Source organism: Pseudomonas sp. ADAK18, from assembly GCF_012935695.1.
Lineage (GTDB): Bacteria > Pseudomonadota > Gammaproteobacteria > Pseudomonadales > Pseudomonadaceae > Aquipseudomonas.
Genome location: NZ_CP052859.1, coordinates 5,936,324 through 5,951,215 on the forward strand (window position 1 = coordinate 5,936,324; position 14,892 = coordinate 5,951,215).

Below are 14,892 nucleotides of genomic sequence, written 5' to 3' on the forward strand. Positions count from 1 at the left end.
AAATGGTCAAATGTCTTCAATATGGATAACCGGCAATCAGAAATATTTCGTAGTCGTCGAGGACAGTAACGTCCAACTGCTCAAGGATTGTGACAATCCCAGAGCTGTCACTGAGGGTGACGCGCCGATTTCGCGGTATTCACGCAGAATATTCGGCAAATGGCGACAGTTATCTATCGGGCTTCGCAAATCAGTGGGTTCAAGGGAAACTCACGAAAACAGCGTGATGTCTGGCGTATCTTAGGTGAGCCCAAGGGTTTATGCGTCGTAGGGTTTCAACGTTAAAGTTGCGGCATTTTTCAGAGCGAGGAATTCAAGTGGCCCAGAAGCAGGAAGAGGACGAAAAAGTCCGTTTGGACAAGTGGCTGTGGGCGGCGCGCTTCTACAAGACACGTGCCCTGGCCAAGGCGGCTATTGAGAGTGGCAAGGTGCATTGCCGGGGGGAGCGCTGCAAGCCGGGCAAGGAGCCGCGTTTGGGTGATGAGTTCCAGATCCGTGCCGGTTTTGATGAGCGGACCGTGGTGGTTCAGGCGCTGTCCATCGTTCGTCGTGGGGCGCCTGAAGCCCAGGCGCTGTACACCGAAACCGAAGCCAGCATCGCCAAGCGCGAAAAGGCGGCGGCGATGCGTAAGGCGGGATCTCTTGGCGTCAGCACCGATGGCAAGCCGAGCAAGAAGCAACGACGGGACCTGTTCAAGTTCCGTGGCAGTGGCAACGACGATTGAGGTCAACCGGTAATCGCCCAAGACATCACTTGGCTTGGAACAAACCCGGATTGTTCATAAACTGTTGCATCTTCGCGTTAAAACTCTTCAATTCAGATACCCAGACCTATGACTGATCTACCGGATACCGACTTCACCCAACGCTTCATCTTCGACGACAGCGACGCCCGCGGCGAACTGGTTGCCCTGGAGCGTAGCTATGCCGAAGTCCTCGCCAAGCATCCCTATCCGGAGCCGGTCGCGCAACTGCTCGGTGAGCTGATGGCCGCCGCTGCGCTGCTGGTCGGTACAATGAAATTCGATGGTTTGCTGATCCTTCAGGCCCGTTCCGAAGGCCCGATTCCATTGCTGATGATCGAGTGCTCCAGCGAGCGGGAAATCCGTGGCCTGGCCCGTTACGACGCCGACCAGATCACCCCGGATGCCACCCTGGCCGACCTGATGCCCAACGGTGTGCTGGCGCTTACCGTCGACCCGACCGAAGGCCAGCGTTATCAGGGCATCGTCGACCTCGACGGCGATACCCTGTCCGACTGTTTCACCAACTATTTCGTGATGTCCCAGCAAATCGGCACCCGGTTCTGGCTCAACGCCGACGGCAAGCGCGCCCGTGGCCTGCTGTTGCAGCAATTGCCCAAGGACCGCATCAAGGACGACGATGATCGCGCCGAAAGCTGGCGTAACCTCACCGCGCTGGCCGGTACTCTGACAGCCGAAGAGTTGCTGGGCCTGGACAACGAAACCATCCTGCACCGCCTTTACCACGAAGAGGCCGTGCGCCTGTTCGACGTGCAGTCCCTGCGTTTTCACTGCAGTTGCTCCCGCGAGCGCTCGGCCAACGCCCTGGTGAGCCTGGGTCTGGAAGATGCTCAGAATCTTGTGGTGGAGCACGGCGGCCACATCGAAATCGACTGCCAGTTCTGCAACCAGCGCTACTTGTTCGACGCCGCTGATATCGCTCAATTGTTCGCCGGGGCCGGTGTCGACACCCCTTCGGGCACCCGCCACTAAAACGTTTAAGCACAGGTAATTCACCTGACAAACGCCGGATTAGCGCAGTTCTGACGGGAGGGCCCTACTCTTTTTGGGCTTTTCTGGCATAATCCGGCCCACTTTTTTCGCGGTAGTAGTGCGCAACTTTCTACTACAAAACGTTTGGAGCACTCGGCCACTGGCCGACGGGGAACCTCATGACGCAAGCCAATAACGCCGTATACACCGATCTGAGTGTTGACGATCTGGTCAAAGAAGCCCTGCAGCGCGGTGAAGGCGAGCTTGCCGATACTGGCGCGCTGGTCGTACGTACCGGTCACCGTACCGGCCGTTCGCCGGTCGACCGTTTCATCGTTGAAGAGCCTTCCACCCAGGCAGCCATTGCCTGGGGCCCGATCAACCGCAAGTTCCCGGCCGACAAGTTCGATGCTCTGTGGGCTCGTGTCGAGGCATTCAACAACGCGCAAGAGCATTTCGTTTCCCACGTTCACGTAGGTGCTGCCGAAGACCACTACCTGGCCGTGAAGATGACCACTCAGACTGCCTGGCAGAATTTGTTCGGTCGTTGCCTGTTCATCAACCCGGCCCAGTACAACCCGGCCGGTCGTCAAGAATGGCAGGTGCTCAACGTTGCTAACTTCGAGTGCGTGCCAGAGCGTGACGGCACCAACTCCGATGGTTGCGTGATCCTCAACTTTGCCCAGAAAAAAGTGCTGATCGCCGGTATGCGTTACGCCGGTGAGATGAAAAAAGCCATGTTCTCGGTGCAGAACTTCCTGTTGCCGGCCGCTGACGTACTGCCGATGCACTGCGCCGCCAACATTGGCGAAGCGGGCGACGTGACCCTGTTCTTCGGCCTGTCCGGCACCGGTAAGACCACCCTGTCCGCCGACGAAAGCCGTTACCTGATCGGTGACGACGAACACGGTTGGGGCGAGGGCGTGGTGTTCAACATCGAAGGCGGTTGCTATGCCAAGTGCATCGACCTGTCCGAGAAGAACGAGCCGGTTATCTGGAAAGCCATCAAGCATGGTGCTGTGCTGGAAAACGTTGTAATCGACGATGCCAAGCACGCCGACTACGCCGATGTCAGCCTGACCCAGAACAGCCGCGCCGCTTACCCGCTGGAGCACGTTGCCAAGCGTTCCGAGAAAAACCTCGGTGGCGAGCCGAACGCTGTGATCTTCCTGACCTGCGACCTGACCGGAGTGCTACCGCCCGTGTCGATCCTCAGCGAAGAGCAAGCGGCCTACCACTTCCTGTCCGGCTACACCGCGCTGGTGGGTTCGACTGAAATGGGTTCGGGCAGCGGCATCAAGTCGACCTTCTCCACCTGCTTCGGCGCACCGTTCTTCCCGCGTCCGGCTGGCGAATACGCAGAGCTGCTGATCAAGCGCATCCGCGGCTTCGGCTCCAAGGTCTACCTGGTCAACACCGGCTGGACCGGCGGCGGCTACGGCGTGGGCAAACGCTTCAACATCCCGACCACCCGTGGTGTGATTGCAGCGATCCAGAGCGGCGCGTTGATCGGTGCTGAAACAGAACACCTGGACACCATTAACCTGGACGTGCCATTGACCGTACCGGGCGTTGAGACGGGCCTGTTGAACCCGCGTAACACCTGGGCTGACAAGGCTGCCTACGACGAGTCTGCGAAGGCGCTGGCAGGTCTGTTCATTGAGAACTTCAAGAAGTTTGAAGTGAGCGATGCGATCAAGGCGGCGGGTCCGAAGTTGTAATATTCGGCAGTTGTTGAGAAAAAGCCGCCCCTTGTGGGCGGCTTTTTTGTGGGCGAAGGATTAGTCGACGAGGTGCAAAACCACGGCTGCGACTAACACCAGCACAACACCTATTACCTGCACTGCCGACAGGCGCTCCTTGAAGAATACAAACCCCAGAATTGCGGCGACTGCGCCGGATAAGGTACTGATCACGGTCACCACCGAAACCGACCCGGCTATCGCACCCCAAGAAAATGCCGAAAAGCCTCCGAGGTTCATCAAGCTCGCGCCGGTCAGCGTTGCGCAGTTTTTCAACGGTGGGATTTTCAGGCCGTCTTTGACGTTAAGCACCATCAACACCAACACGCACAGGCCCACCAGATATCCGACCCAAAGCATCGTGACCGGGCCGAGCGTCGGCAGGGTGTAACGGCCTTGCACCCAAAAACTTGTGCCATAGAGCAGTGCTGCGAGCATCGCGTAGGCAATGGAGCGATTGGGGCTGTTATGCGGTACGCCATTGTCTTTGTGGATGCTGGATAGGATCACGCCGACCACACACAAGGCGATGCAACCGAGTTGGATCAGGCTGATGTGCTCGCCACTGGCCCAGGACAGCAGGGTGGTGACGACACCGTATGAGGTCACCAGAGGCGCGACAATGGCAGCTTTTCCCAGGGCGAAGGCCTTGGACAGGGCGAGGGCTCCAGAGACGGTTAGCAGGGCGGCTGCGGCGCCTAGTAGCCAGACACTCATGGGGGCCGCGAGAGACTTGATGAGAAACGCCGGGAATATGATCAGCAGCAGAGTCATGATCAGGAAACCCAAAGCTTGGCCGAAGTACACCGCGCGTTTGACGCCGACGGCTCGGGCGTTGAGGCCTACGAGGAAGTCAGTGCCGCCCCAGAGCAGGGCGGCCAGCAGGCCCATTAGTACGTCCATGTAAGGTCCTTATTTTTTTAGGGCAGCGGTGTATCAGTTTATAGATGTGGCAACTGTTCTGGCCTCATCGCGGGCAAGCCCGGCTCCCACAGTTATTGATCTTTATTGTGGTTGAGTGCTTTGTGCGCTCGGGTTTTCCAGTGTTTGTGTGTCCCAGCGTTGAGTCTTGATAGCCAGGTAGAGCATGCCGATGGTCAGCGGGATTTTATCGCCACGGCCTTTGGCTCGGCGTTTCAGGAAGACGTCGAAGACGGGAGGTTGGAAGTAACGATAGGCGTCGTAGTCGTTCAAGTCGACAGCGAAGTCCTGTTCCAATACCTCCATGAATTGATTGGCCTCGGCGCCGTCGCAGCCCAGGTCGAGGTTGATGGCGGTTTCAAGGCGTAGCGCCTTGTGCTCGGGAAGTCCGATTTCTTCGTGCAGCAATTGCAGGAGCTGTTGCATGACGGTGTCTTCGGGGAGGTCGGGGGCCAGGTTCATGGTGGGGTTGCACCGGAGTAGGTGGAAGGGGCAACTGACTTTATTCGAAGGCACTTGTTCCGGTCCACCAACCGGCTTGTCCAGGTTAGGAATATGTTTGTGGCTGCGTCCTGCATAAGGTTAAAACGTTTCCTACAGGTACCTGCTCCATCGCTCAGCCTGTGTATCATCCTGTCTCTTTTCTCCTTATGACCTTTCTCGATTCGCCGAACGTGCTGGTCTATGTTTTGAGCTCGTTCAGCGGTCAATGGAGTGACAGCTTATGCACAACACCCTCCAACAGGTCTTTGGTTATCCACAGTTTCGTTTGGGCCAGGAGGCAGCCGTCAGCGCCGTGCTGGCTGGCCGTTCGGCAGCGGCGATTTTCCCCACCGGTTCAGGCAAGTCCCTTTGTTACCAGCTGTCTGCTGTGTTGTTGCCGCACCTGACGCTGGTGGTGTCGCCGTTGCTGGCCTTGATGCAGGACCAGCTTGGCTTCCTGCAGCGCCATGGTATCTCTGCGGGCAGTATTGATTCGGCCCAGAGCCGCGATGATGCAAATGATGTAATGGCTCGGGCGCGCTCCGGGGAGTTGAAGATCCTGATGATTTCCGTGGAGCGCCTGAAGAACGAGCGCTTCCGCAATTTCCTGCAAACGGTTCCGATCTCATTGTTGGTGGTGGATGAGGCTCACTGTATTTCCGAATGGGGCCACAACTTTCGACCGGATTACCTGAAACTGCCCGACTACCAGCGTCAGTTTCGTATCCCTCAGGCGCTGTTGTTGACTGCCACGGCCACGCCCAAGGTGATCGCCGACATGCAGGCCAAGTTCGCCATTGCGCCTGAAGACGTGATCACGACGGGCTTCTACCGGCCCAATCTCAACTTGCTGGTGGAACCGGTCAGCGGCCAGGACAAGCGTCGGCGGCTGGTGGCCTGGATGAACGAGCGGGCCAATCAGCCAAGCATCGTCTACGTCACCTTGCAGAAAACCGCGGAGCATATTGCCGAGCATTTGAATCGTAATGGCATCCAGGCAGAGGCCTATCACGCCGGCTTGCCCCACGATAAGCGCGAAGGCATTCAAAAACGGTTTATGGGTGGCCAGTCCAATTGCATCGTTGCCACCATTGCCTTCGGCATGGGCATCGATAAGAGCGATATCCGCAACGTTGTGCATTTTGACCTGCCCAAATCCATCGAGAACTATAGCCAGGAAATCGGCCGCGCCGGGCGTGACGGGCAGCCGTCCGATTGCCTGGTCCTGGCCAACCGCGACAGCCTCAATGTGCTGGAAAACTTTGTGTACGGTGACACACCGGAGCAGGAAGGTATTCGGCGTGTCCTGGAGGAAATACTGGCAGCCCGTGACGACGGGCAGTGGGAGTTTTTGCTTCGGTCGTTGTCGGACCACAGCAACATCCGCGAACTACCGCTCAAGACCTTGCTGGTGCAACTGGAGCTCAAGGCTGTGATCGCGCCACGCTATGCTTTCTACGCCGAATATCGCTTCAAGTACCTGGTGGAGCCCGAGGTATTGCTGACGCGTTTTTCCGGCGAGCGGCAGCAGTTTGTCTCGGCGATTATCCAGGTGTGCAAAAGGGCGAAAACCTGGGCGACGGTGGACTTCGATGCGCTCTATCAACAGCATCAAGCCGAGCGCAGCCGGGTGGTGAAGGCCTTGGATTACTTCCAGGAGCAGGGCCTGATCGAGTTGGAAAGCAAGCAGATGACCGAGGTCTACAGTCTTCTGAATACCGATTTTGATCCCCAGACCCTGAGCATCGAGTTGCATGCGGGCTTCAAGCAGCATGAGGTGACGGAGGTTGCTCGGATCCACGCCATGTTGGACCTGTTCGCGACTGATCGCTGCCTGGGTTATCGCCTGGCGCATTATTTCGGCGACGAAAACGCACCCCAACAATGCGGGCATTGCTCGATCTGCCACGGTAATGTCGCGCATTTGCCGTCGCCGCCAAGCTTGTCGGCGCTTGTGGATAAAAACTTCCAGGGGCTGTGCGGTGACTTTATCCACAGGCACCATGAACACAGCGGCAGGTTGCCCGGCGCTGAACGGCTTACGCGGTTTTTATGCGGTATCAGCGTGCCGCTGTTTACCAAGCTGAAGGCACGAGGGGTTCCAGGCTTCGGCGTGCTGGAGGAGTATCCCTATGCCGAGGTGCGTGAATGGGCCGAAGCTCATTTGAACAGTCTGTAAACCCACTTTAACGGGACTTGCCCATGTCTGACTCGATGCCCCAGCGTGCCGATTACCGTCACTTCCAGCCGATCATTACCCGCTGGCACGACAACGATGTGTATGGCCATGTGAATAACGTCACCTACTACAGCTTCTTCGACACGGCCGTAAATACCTACCTGATCGAAGAGGGTGGCCTGGATATCCATGACGGTGAAGTGGTGGGGTTTGTGGTGAGTTCGGCTTGCGACTACTTCGCTTCTATTGCCTTTCCCGAGCGCATCGAAATCGGTTTGCGCGTGGGCAAGTTGGGAAACAGTTCAGTGCAGTATGAATTGGCAGTGTTCAAGGCTGGCGAAGAGGACGCCTGTGCAGCGGGAAGGTTTGTGCATGTGTTTGTGGATCGGGGGTCGAATCAGCCGGTGACGATTCCGGAGCACTTGCGTGAGGCTCTGCAACGACTGGTGCTGTGACTTGAGGCGCTGCCGCAGACTGCGGCAGCGCCTTCAAAGGATCAATCGTCGTGATGATGACGATGTTTGCGATGGCCATAGGCGTGGCCCCGACCACGATGATCATCACGGTCATAACGGCGGTTATCACGTCCACGATAACGACGGTCGTCGTCATTGCTCTTGTTGCCCATGTAGTTGCCCAGCGCGCCACCGGCGCCACCGCCGGCTGCTGCGCCGATCAGGCTGCCGGTGCTACCGCCGACACTGCGGCCTACCACGTTACCGCCCGCTGCGCCCAGCGCACCACCGATAGCGGCTTCACCACGGCTGTGTTTGTTCGCGCCAACCGCACTACCGCCCGCGCCGCCGAGGGCCGCGCCGATTGTCGAACCAGTGTTGCCGCCCAACTGTTGACCAACGACCGAACCTAGAACCCCGCCCAATGCGCCGCCCACACCGGCTTCGGCGGTGCCACCGGCCATGGCTGCGCCACTGACCAGTCCAAGGGACAACAAGAGAATCGAGGAGAACTTCATAGGGGAACCTCAAGAGGATGACGGCGCGATCCTGAGGCTGTATCGGGATTGTGACAATGGAAATCCGACCAATGACACGGGTTGTATACAATTTGCTAAGTTGCTGTTTTATATCGGGAACTTAAGTTGATTTTGCGAGTCTTTAGTTACTTCGGAACAGCCGCTTTTATGCAAAAGCGGCCTTTTTTTGCCTGAAATCCAGCCTCGCGTAGCGTTGCCTTATGCGGATCTGGCCATGATCAATCCGCTGTCACTGGCCTTTTCCAGACGAATCGCCACGAATTTCGACGTCGGCGTATGGCTGCCATCCCCGGTGCTTTCCAGCGGCACCAGCGGGTTCACTTCCGGGTAGTACGCCGCCGCTTGCCCGGCAGGAATATCAAACGCCAACAAGGTGAAACCCTTGACCCGCCGCTCACGTCCGTCATCCCAGATCGACACGATGTCGGCCTTCTGCCCTGGCTTGAAGCCCAGGCGAATGATGTCGGCTTCGTTGACGAACAGCACATCCCGCTGGCCCTTGACCCCACGATAACGATCGTCCAGGCCATAGATAGTGGTGTTGTACTGATCGTGGGAGCGCATCGACTGCATGATCAGGTCCGGCAACTGCCCGGTAGCGCGGGTGCGTTCGTGCACCAGGTCCTTGGGCAGGGCGTTGGCGCGGAAGTTGGCGCGACCTGTTGGTGTATTCCAGCGACGGGCACCAGCAGCGTTGCCGAGGTAGAAACCACCCGGATTTTTCACCCGCGCGTTGAAGTCCTTGAAGCCCGCAATGGTGTCGGCGATCAGGTCGCGGATGCGGTCGTAATCGGCTACCAGCCAGTTCCAGTCCACCGGCTTGCTGCCTAGCGTCGCGGCAGCGATACCGGCAAGGATTGCAGGCTCGGACTTCATCTGTTTCGACAGCGGCTGCAGTTGGCCATTGGAGGCGTGGACCATGCTGAAGGAGTCTTCCACCGTCACCGCTTGCGGGCCTTCAGTTTGCAGGTCGATGTCGGTACGGCCCAGGCACGGCAGGATCAGCGCTTCTTTACCGTGCGCCAGGTGGCTGCGGTTGAGTTTGGTGCTGATCTGCACGGTCAGGTCGCAATTGCCCAAGGCTTCGAAAGTGCGCGGGCTGTCCGGCGTGGCTTGGGCGAAGTTGCCGCCCAGGCCGATAAACACTTTGGAGCGGCCTTCCAGCATGGCGTGAATCGCTTCCACCACGTTGTGGCCGTTTTCGCGAGGCACCTTGAACTGGAAGCGACGTTCCAGGGAGTCGAGGAACGCCACCGGTGGTCGTTCGTTGATGCCCATAGTGCGGTCGCCCTGCACGTTACTGTGGCCGCGCACCGGGCACAGGCCGGCGCCCGGCCGGCCGATGTTGCCGCGCAACATCATCAGGTTGGCGATTTCCTGGATGGTCGGCACCGAGTGGCGGTGCTGGGTGATGCCCATGGCCCAGCACATGATCACGTTCTTGCCTTTGGCGTACATGCGCGCCGCTTGCTCGATTTCCACCAGGGTCAGGCCGGATTGCTCGACGATCTCATCCCAAGTGGTGTCATCGATGCGGCCCAGGTATTCCAGGACGTTGGCGGTGTGTTCGTTAAGGAAGTTGTGGTCGAACACGGCCTCCTTGCCTTCTGCCTGGGCCTGGCGTTCCCACAGCAGCAGGAACTTGGCCATGCCCCGCAGGATGGCCATGTCGCCACCCAACGCCGGGCGGAAATACGCGGTATTGGTTGGCTTGTCGCCGTTGGTCAGCATTTCCAGCGGATGTTGTGGATGCTGGAAGCGTTCCAGGCCGCGCTCTTTCAGCGGGTTGATGCACACCACTTGGGCGCCGCGCTTTACCGCTTCGCGCAGGGGTTCGAGCATCCGTGGGTGGTTGGTGCCAGGGTTCTGGCCAAGGACGAAAATGGCGTCGGCGTGTTCGAAGTCGTCAAAGGTCACAGTGCCTTTGCCGACGCCCACGCTTTGCGCCAGGGCCACGCCGCTGGCCTCGTGGCACATGTTTGAACAATCCGGGAAGTTGTTGGTGCCGTAGGCGCGCACGAACAGCTGATACAGATACGCCGCTTCGTTGCTGGCCCGGCCCGAGGTGTAGAACTCGGCCATGTCCGGGTTCGGCAGCGTGTTGAGGTGTTTTCCGATCAGGTCGAAGGCCGACTCCCAGCTGATGGGTTTGTAACGGTCGGATTCGGCGTCGTAGCTCATGGGCTCGGTCAGGCGGCCCTGATACTCCAGCCAGTAATCGCTCTGCTCCAGCAGCGAGCTGACGCTGTGCTTGGCGAAGAATGCAGCGTCCACCCGGCGTTTGGTGGCTTCCCAGTTGACCGCCTTGGCGCCGTTTTCGCAGAACTTGACCATGCCGCTTTCCGGCGAGTCGCCCCAGGCGCAGCCCGGGCAGTCAAAACCGCCGTTCTGGTTGGTCTTGAGCATCATGCGGATGTTTTTCAGCGCGTTGTCACTGGTCAGCCAGGCTTGTGCCACGCTGATCAACGCGCCCCAGCCACCGGCCGGTCCTTTGTAGGGCTTGTAGCGCGGGGTGGGTTTATCGTCGGCTTGATGATGAGTGCTCACGCTTGATTCTCCATCGCAGGGCTGTAGACCCGCGGCGCACTTTTCTGCGGCAGGTGGATGAGATTGAGGTTGTGCCGACGGGCCCATTGCAAGGCCAAGCCGGTGGGCGACGACAGGCTGACCAGGGTCTGGATACCGGCGCGCAGGACTTTCTGGATCAGTTCGAGACTGCAGCGACTGGTGACAATCGCCAGGCCGCCGTCGGTCGGAATCTGTTGGCGGATCAGCGCACCGATCAGTTTGTCGAGAGCGTTGTGCCGGCCGATGTCTTCACGGCCCAGCAGCAACTCGCCCTGGCCGTTCATGAACACCGCCGCATGGACCGCGCCGCTGTATTGGCCCAATGGCTGGAAGGCGCTGATGCGTTGGCGCAGGCCATCAAGCCATTCGGCTGGGGGCAAAGGGGCGCCTGGCAGGACCTTGAGGTCGGGTAATGCCTGTTCCACAGCCTCCACGCCACACAAGCCGCAGCCACTGGTGCCGGCCAGTTGCCGGCGTTGCTGTTTGAGGTTCCAGAAGGCGCGGCTGGAGATTTCTACCTGAGCGTACTGGGTCGAGCCCGCTCCGCTGAGGTTCAGGTCATAAATGTCGCTAACGTCGGTGATAATGCCGCTACCGATACTAAAGCCGACAATGAAGTCTTCAAGGTCGGTTGGCGTCACCAGCATCACTGCCTGGCTGATGTCGTTATAGGCAATCGCCAACGCCACTTCCTCGGCCAACGCGGTGCTGGCGAATTCCGTGTGTTCAAGATTGCAATACTGGTAGCTGTGGCTGGCGGCGGGCGCGGGCGTTTCGAGGGCGGGCGCCGCGCAGGCTGGGCGCTTGGCGTTCATGGGGCATTACCACCGGCGGAGTATTCAGCTCTAAGACTAGGCGCGACAAAGAGTCGCGTCTAATCGGCTGTACTGATCTATTGATAGATGGCGTCGATCACTCCTGCGGCAGCTGGCCTCACAAGGTTATTTATTGAACTGGAACCAAGATCTGTAGGACTGGTCTAGTCTTGGGCATCTGGAAATCAAATCCCAAGGAGAGCGCACCATGAGTATTTTTAGCTTTGTTAAAGAAGCAGGCGAAAAGCTGATTGATCTGTTGACGCCGGGTAATGCGAACGCGAGTGAAGAGCTGAAGAAGCACATTCAGGATGTTGGGTTAGGTAACCCGAATGTGACCGCTACCGTTGATGGCGATAAGGTCACGATTACTGGTGAGGTTGGCACCCAGGAAGAGAAAGAAAAAATCCTCTTGGCGGCAGGTAATATCGCTGGCGTTGCCAGCGTTGATGACCAGATTACCGTTACCGGTGCTGCGACCGCCGCGGCCCGCTTTGTGGTTGTGAAAAGCGGTGACACCCTGAGTGCCATCTCCCTGGCGGTCTACGGCAACGCCAACCAGTACAACAAAATCTTTGAGGCCAACAAGCCGATGCTCAAGGATGTGAACAAGATTTACCCAGGGCAGACACTGCGTATTCCTGAGTAAACGTCAGCTTGTTGTAGGAGCGAGGGGACGCCTAGTTTTCTCTCGCTCCTACAGTCCCACGATCAACTCTCTGTAATCCCCTACCGCCGCAAACTCCGCCGTATCTTTCGGCCCCTTCCGGCTGTCCGGCTCTTTTACCGCCAGCAAATGCCCCACGCCAAAATCCCGAGCGCTGCGCAAGATAGGCAAGGTGTCGTCGATAAACAGGCTGCGGGCCGGGTCGAAATCGATATCCGTTTGCAGCGCATCCCAGAACTGCGGGTTCTCTTTGGCAAAGCCATAGTCGTGAGAACTGATCAGCCGTTCGAAATAAGGCGCCAATTCGATACGTTCCAGCTTCAGCGACAATGAGTCGCGGTGGGCGTTGGTGATCAAGATCACTCGCTTGCCAGCCTGCTTGATTGCCGCCAGAAAAGTATCGGCATCCGGACGCAGTGCGATTAGGTGAGCGGTCTCCAGCTTGAGTTCGCGCACGGGGATCTTGAGTTCGTTGCTCCAGAAGTCCAGGCAATACCATTGCAACTGACCGGCGTTACGCTCGAATAACGGCTGCAATTCCATCTCGGCCATGGCGCGGCTCACGCCATGCAGGTCGGCATAGCGCTGGGGCAGGTGCTCCATCCAGAAATGGTTGTCGAAATGCAGGTCGAGCAAGGTGCCATCCATGTCCAGCAGGACAGTGTCGATGGCATGCCAGGGTATTGAAGGCATGGATGACTCCCAGGTAAGTCTCTTTAAGTAAGTAAAAATATCCGACACAGACAATCGGAAAAGCCACGGTATAGTAACCCGATCATGCCAAGGAGCCGCTTATGCGCCAGAAACCCACCGTCCTCGCCCGAGAAATAGTCGCCAGTAGCCGTTTGTTCCGCGTGGAGGAAGTGCAATTGCGCTTTTCCAATGGCGTAGAGCGGACCTACGAGCGCCTGGTCGGCAGAGGTGCGGGTTATGGCGCGGTGATGATCGTGGCGATGATCGACGCGGATCACGCGCTGTTGATTGAAGAGTACTGCGGTGGCACCGACGCGTATGAGCTGTCTTTGCCCAAGGGCTTGATCGAGCCCGGCGAGGATGTGCTGGCGGCAGCGGACCGTGAGCTCAAGGAGGAGGCGGGTTACGGCGCGCGCCAGTTGGAACACTTGACCGAGCTGTCGCTATCCCCTGGCTACATGAGCCAGAAAATCCAGGTGGTGCTGGCCACGGATCTCTATGAGGAGCGTCTGGAAGGCGACGAACCCGAGCCCATGCGTGTGGAACGGGTCAACCTGCGAGAGCTGTCGCAGCTGGCGCAGAACGAGCAGTTCAGTGAGGGCCGTGCCTTGGCGGCGCTTTATCTGGTGCGGGACTTGTTGACCCAGCGGGGGGCGTTCCAGCCATGAGCGAACTGTTCCTGGGTCACCCGTTGATTGCTCCTGTGATTGAACTGGCGCGCCAGGCCGGAGAAGTCATCCTGCCGTATTGGCGTGCCGATGTGGCCGTGACGACCAAGTCGGATGAGTCACCGGTCACTGCCGCCGACCTGGCGGCCCACCATCTGATTCTTGCCGGGCTGACCGCATTGGACCCGAGCATTCCTGTGCTTTCGGAAGAGGACGCCGATATCGACCAGAGCGTGCGCGCCGGTTGGCAGCGCTGGTGGTTGGTAGACCCGCTGGATGGCACCAAGGAATTCATCTCCGGCAGCGAGGAGTTCACTGTCAACGTCGCGTTGATCGAACAAGGCCGAGTGGTATTTGGTGTGGTGTCGATGCCCACCAGCGGCCGTTGCTACTTCGGTGGCGCGGGTCTTGGGGCATGGCGCTCGGATGTGAATGAAGCGCCCAAGCAGATCCAGGTGCGTGAGAAGCCTGCTGCGGGAGAAGCTTTTACCGTGGTCGCCAGTCGCCGTCATTCCAGCCCCGAGCAGGAGCGCCTGTTGGCCGGGTTGAGAGAAGGGTTGGGCGAGTTGAAACTGGCCAATATCGGCAGCTCGCTGAAGTTTTGCCTGTTGGCCGAGGGTAGCGCCGATTGCTATCCGCGCCTGGCGCCGACGTCACAGTGGGACACTGCTGCGGCCCAGGGCGTGTTGGAAGGCGCGGGTGGCGAAGTGCTGGAGTTGAATGGCAAACCGTTCAGCTATCCGGCGCGGGAGTCCTTGTTGAACCCGTTTTTCCTGGCGTTGCCGGCCAAGGCGGCGTGGCGTGAGCGGTTGCTGAACCTGGCCAGGTCTTAGGTACACAGCAGGCCAAATGTGGGAGCGGGCTTGCTCGCGAAGGAGGTGTGTCAGTTGATGTATTCGGTGACTGACACACCGCCTTCGCGAGCAAGCCCACCACCTTTTATCGGTGCAGGACATACTGCCCGGTAAACGCCACGGCCCGTTCTTCACTGCCGTCATTGACGATCCAAGTCTCCAGGGTCAACCGTGCCCGTCCATACCGCCGATACGTCGCCAAAAACCGTTTCCAGACCTTATCTTCCGGTGCCTGGCAAACCACCGTCGCATCCTGGGTGACGGGCAAGGGATAACTGATCTGCCCTTCCTGGATCAGGATGTGCCCGTCTTCTATCCCTTCTTCACGCAGTTGCAAGTGAAGCCAGCCCCAACCCCCCAGCACCGCGCCGCAGTAGAGACTGCCGCCGAACATCGTGCTTTTGTGGTTGATATTGGCTTGCAACGGCAAGTGCAGGCGCAGCTGCCGGTCCTGCCAGTCGAGTACCTTGAGGCCCATGTCCCGGGTGAGGGGAATGTCGTGGTGAAGAATCGATTCCAGGTAACGGCTATCGCGGCTCATGGCGGCCTCTTGGCAGCGTGAAAGGGGCGGG

The 14,892-nt window shown here is 58.7% G+C and carries 15 protein-coding genes; 8 read left to right on the plus strand and 7 right to left on the minus strand.

Annotated features, from left to right (window positions below):
* The first annotated feature begins 317 nt into the window (after positions 1 to 317).
* From HKK55_RS26895 to HKK55_RS26905, 3 genes are all read left to right on the plus strand, one after another.
* Complete coding sequence (locus tag HKK55_RS26895) at positions 318 to 725, plus strand: RNA-binding S4 domain-containing protein (RefSeq protein WP_169357364.1); 408 nt, start codon at positions 318 to 320, stop codon at positions 723 to 725.
* A 108-nt stretch (positions 726 to 833) separates the two neighbouring features.
* On the plus strand, positions 834 to 1,736 hold the full coding sequence (hslO, locus tag HKK55_RS26900) for an Hsp33 family molecular chaperone HslO (protein ID WP_169357365.1): 903 nt from the start codon (positions 834 to 836) through the stop codon (positions 1,734 to 1,736).
* Between the two features lie 179 nt (positions 1,737 to 1,915).
* The gene (locus tag HKK55_RS26905) at positions 1,916 to 3,457 is read left to right on the plus strand and encodes a phosphoenolpyruvate carboxykinase (protein WP_169357366.1); all 1,542 of its coding nucleotides are present in this window, start codon (positions 1,916 to 1,918) and stop codon (positions 3,455 to 3,457) included.
* Positions 3,458 to 3,517: 60 nt separating this feature from the next.
* Here the strand turns inward: HKK55_RS26905 and HKK55_RS26910 are convergent, their stop codons facing one another.
* Positions 3,518 to 4,369, minus strand: coding sequence for a DMT family transporter (locus tag HKK55_RS26910; protein ID WP_169357961.1), 852 nt, complete (start codon positions 4,367 to 4,369; stop codon positions 3,518 to 3,520).
* Between the two features lie 114 nt (positions 4,370 to 4,483).
* Positions 4,484 to 4,861, minus strand: coding sequence for a DUF1493 family protein (locus HKK55_RS26915; RefSeq protein WP_169357367.1), 378 nt, complete (start codon positions 4,859 to 4,861; stop codon positions 4,484 to 4,486).
* Positions 4,862 to 5,123: 262 nt separating this feature from the next.
* Between HKK55_RS26915 and HKK55_RS26920 the strand changes: the two genes are divergently transcribed.
* Complete coding sequence (locus tag HKK55_RS26920; protein ID WP_169357368.1) at positions 5,124 to 7,061, plus strand: ATP-dependent DNA helicase RecQ; 1,938 nt, start codon at positions 5,124 to 5,126, stop codon at positions 7,059 to 7,061.
* A 23-nt stretch (positions 7,062 to 7,084) separates the two neighbouring features.
* Positions 7,085 to 7,516, plus strand: a complete 432-nt coding sequence (locus tag HKK55_RS26925; protein WP_169357369.1) for a thioesterase family protein — start codon at positions 7,085 to 7,087, stop codon at positions 7,514 to 7,516.
* A 41-nt stretch (positions 7,517 to 7,557) separates the two neighbouring features.
* On the opposite strand, the gene HKK55_RS26930 is transcribed toward HKK55_RS26925, so the two are convergent.
* From HKK55_RS26930 to fdhD, 3 genes are all read right to left on the minus strand, one after another.
* Entirely contained in the window at positions 7,558 to 8,034 is a 477-nt protein-coding gene (locus HKK55_RS26930; RefSeq protein WP_169357370.1) for a glycine zipper domain-containing protein, read from the minus strand.
* Positions 8,035 to 8,253: 219 nt separating this feature from the next.
* Entirely contained in the window at positions 8,254 to 10,602 is a 2,349-nt protein-coding gene (locus HKK55_RS26935) for an FdhF/YdeP family oxidoreductase (protein WP_169357371.1), read from the minus strand.
* The gene (gene fdhD, locus HKK55_RS26940; RefSeq protein ID WP_169357372.1) at positions 10,599 to 11,438 is read right to left on the minus strand and encodes a formate dehydrogenase accessory sulfurtransferase FdhD; all 840 of its coding nucleotides are present in this window, start codon (positions 11,436 to 11,438) and stop codon (positions 10,599 to 10,601) included. Before fdhD ends, HKK55_RS26935 begins: the two co-directional genes overlap by 4 nt.
* 208 nt (positions 11,439 to 11,646) lie before the next feature.
* Here fdhD and lysM point away from each other — a divergent pair, with 208 nt between their 5' ends.
* Positions 11,647 to 12,087, plus strand: coding sequence for a peptidoglycan-binding protein LysM (lysM, locus tag HKK55_RS26945; protein ID WP_169357373.1), 441 nt, complete (start codon positions 11,647 to 11,649; stop codon positions 12,085 to 12,087).
* A gap of 48 nt (positions 12,088 to 12,135) precedes the next feature.
* Here lysM and yrfG read toward each other — a convergent pair whose 3' ends face one another.
* On the minus strand, positions 12,136 to 12,798 hold the full coding sequence (yrfG, locus tag HKK55_RS26950; RefSeq protein WP_169357374.1) for a GMP/IMP nucleotidase: 663 nt from the start codon (positions 12,796 to 12,798) through the stop codon (positions 12,136 to 12,138).
* Between the two features lie 101 nt (positions 12,799 to 12,899).
* On the opposite strand from yrfG, the gene nudE reads away from it, so the two are divergent.
* Positions 12,900 to 13,466, plus strand: coding sequence for an ADP compounds hydrolase NudE (gene nudE / locus HKK55_RS26955; protein ID WP_169357375.1), 567 nt, complete (start codon positions 12,900 to 12,902; stop codon positions 13,464 to 13,466).
* Positions 13,463 to 14,299 (plus strand): 3'(2'),5'-bisphosphate nucleotidase CysQ, encoded by an 837-nt coding sequence (gene cysQ / locus HKK55_RS26960; protein WP_169357376.1) that lies wholly within the window; start codon positions 13,463 to 13,465, stop codon positions 14,297 to 14,299. The genes nudE and cysQ overlap by 4 nt, the downstream gene beginning before the upstream one ends.
* Before the next feature lie 106 nt (positions 14,300 to 14,405).
* On the opposite strand, the gene HKK55_RS26965 is transcribed toward cysQ, so the two are convergent.
* Entirely contained in the window at positions 14,406 to 14,861 is a 456-nt protein-coding gene (locus HKK55_RS26965) for a YiiD C-terminal domain-containing protein (protein ID WP_169357377.1), read from the minus strand.
* Positions 14,862 to 14,892 lie beyond the last annotated feature (31 nt).

Excerpts from the sequence above, each read along its gene's own strand:
- yrfG (WP_169357374.1), bottom strand. The coding sequence starts at position 12,798 with ATGCCTTCAATACCCTGGCATGCCATCGACACTGTCCTGCTGGACATG.
- lysM (WP_169357373.1), top strand. The coding sequence starts at position 11,647 with ATGAGTATTTTTAGCTTTGTTAAAGAAGCAGGCGAAAAGCTGATTGAT.
- cysQ (WP_169357376.1), top strand. The coding sequence starts at position 13,463 with ATGAGCGAACTGTTCCTGGGTCACCCGTTGATTGCTCCTGTGATTGAA.
- HKK55_RS26915 (WP_169357367.1), bottom strand. The coding sequence starts at position 4,861 with ATGAACCTGGCCCCCGACCTCCCCGAAGACACCGTCATGCAACAGCTC.
- HKK55_RS26925 (WP_169357369.1), top strand. The coding sequence starts at position 7,085 with ATGTCTGACTCGATGCCCCAGCGTGCCGATTACCGTCACTTCCAGCCG.
- HKK55_RS26910 (WP_169357961.1), bottom strand. The coding sequence starts at position 4,369 with ATGGGCCTGCTGGCCGCCCTGCTCTGGGGCGGCACTGACTTCCTCGTA.
- hslO (WP_169357365.1), top strand. The coding sequence starts at position 834 with ATGACTGATCTACCGGATACCGACTTCACCCAACGCTTCATCTTCGAC.
- HKK55_RS26930 (WP_169357370.1), bottom strand. The coding sequence starts at position 8,034 with ATGAAGTTCTCCTCGATTCTCTTGTTGTCCCTTGGACTGGTCAGTGGC.
- nudE (WP_169357375.1), top strand. The coding sequence starts at position 12,900 with ATGCGCCAGAAACCCACCGTCCTCGCCCGAGAAATAGTCGCCAGTAGC.
- fdhD (WP_169357372.1), bottom strand. The coding sequence starts at position 11,438 with ATGAACGCCAAGCGCCCAGCCTGCGCGGCGCCCGCCCTCGAAACGCCC.
- HKK55_RS26905 (WP_169357366.1), top strand. The coding sequence starts at position 1,916 with ATGACGCAAGCCAATAACGCCGTATACACCGATCTGAGTGTTGACGAT.
- HKK55_RS26965 (WP_169357377.1), bottom strand. The coding sequence starts at position 14,861 with ATGAGCCGCGATAGCCGTTACCTGGAATCGATTCTTCACCACGACATT.
- HKK55_RS26920 (WP_169357368.1), top strand. The coding sequence starts at position 5,124 with ATGCACAACACCCTCCAACAGGTCTTTGGTTATCCACAGTTTCGTTTG.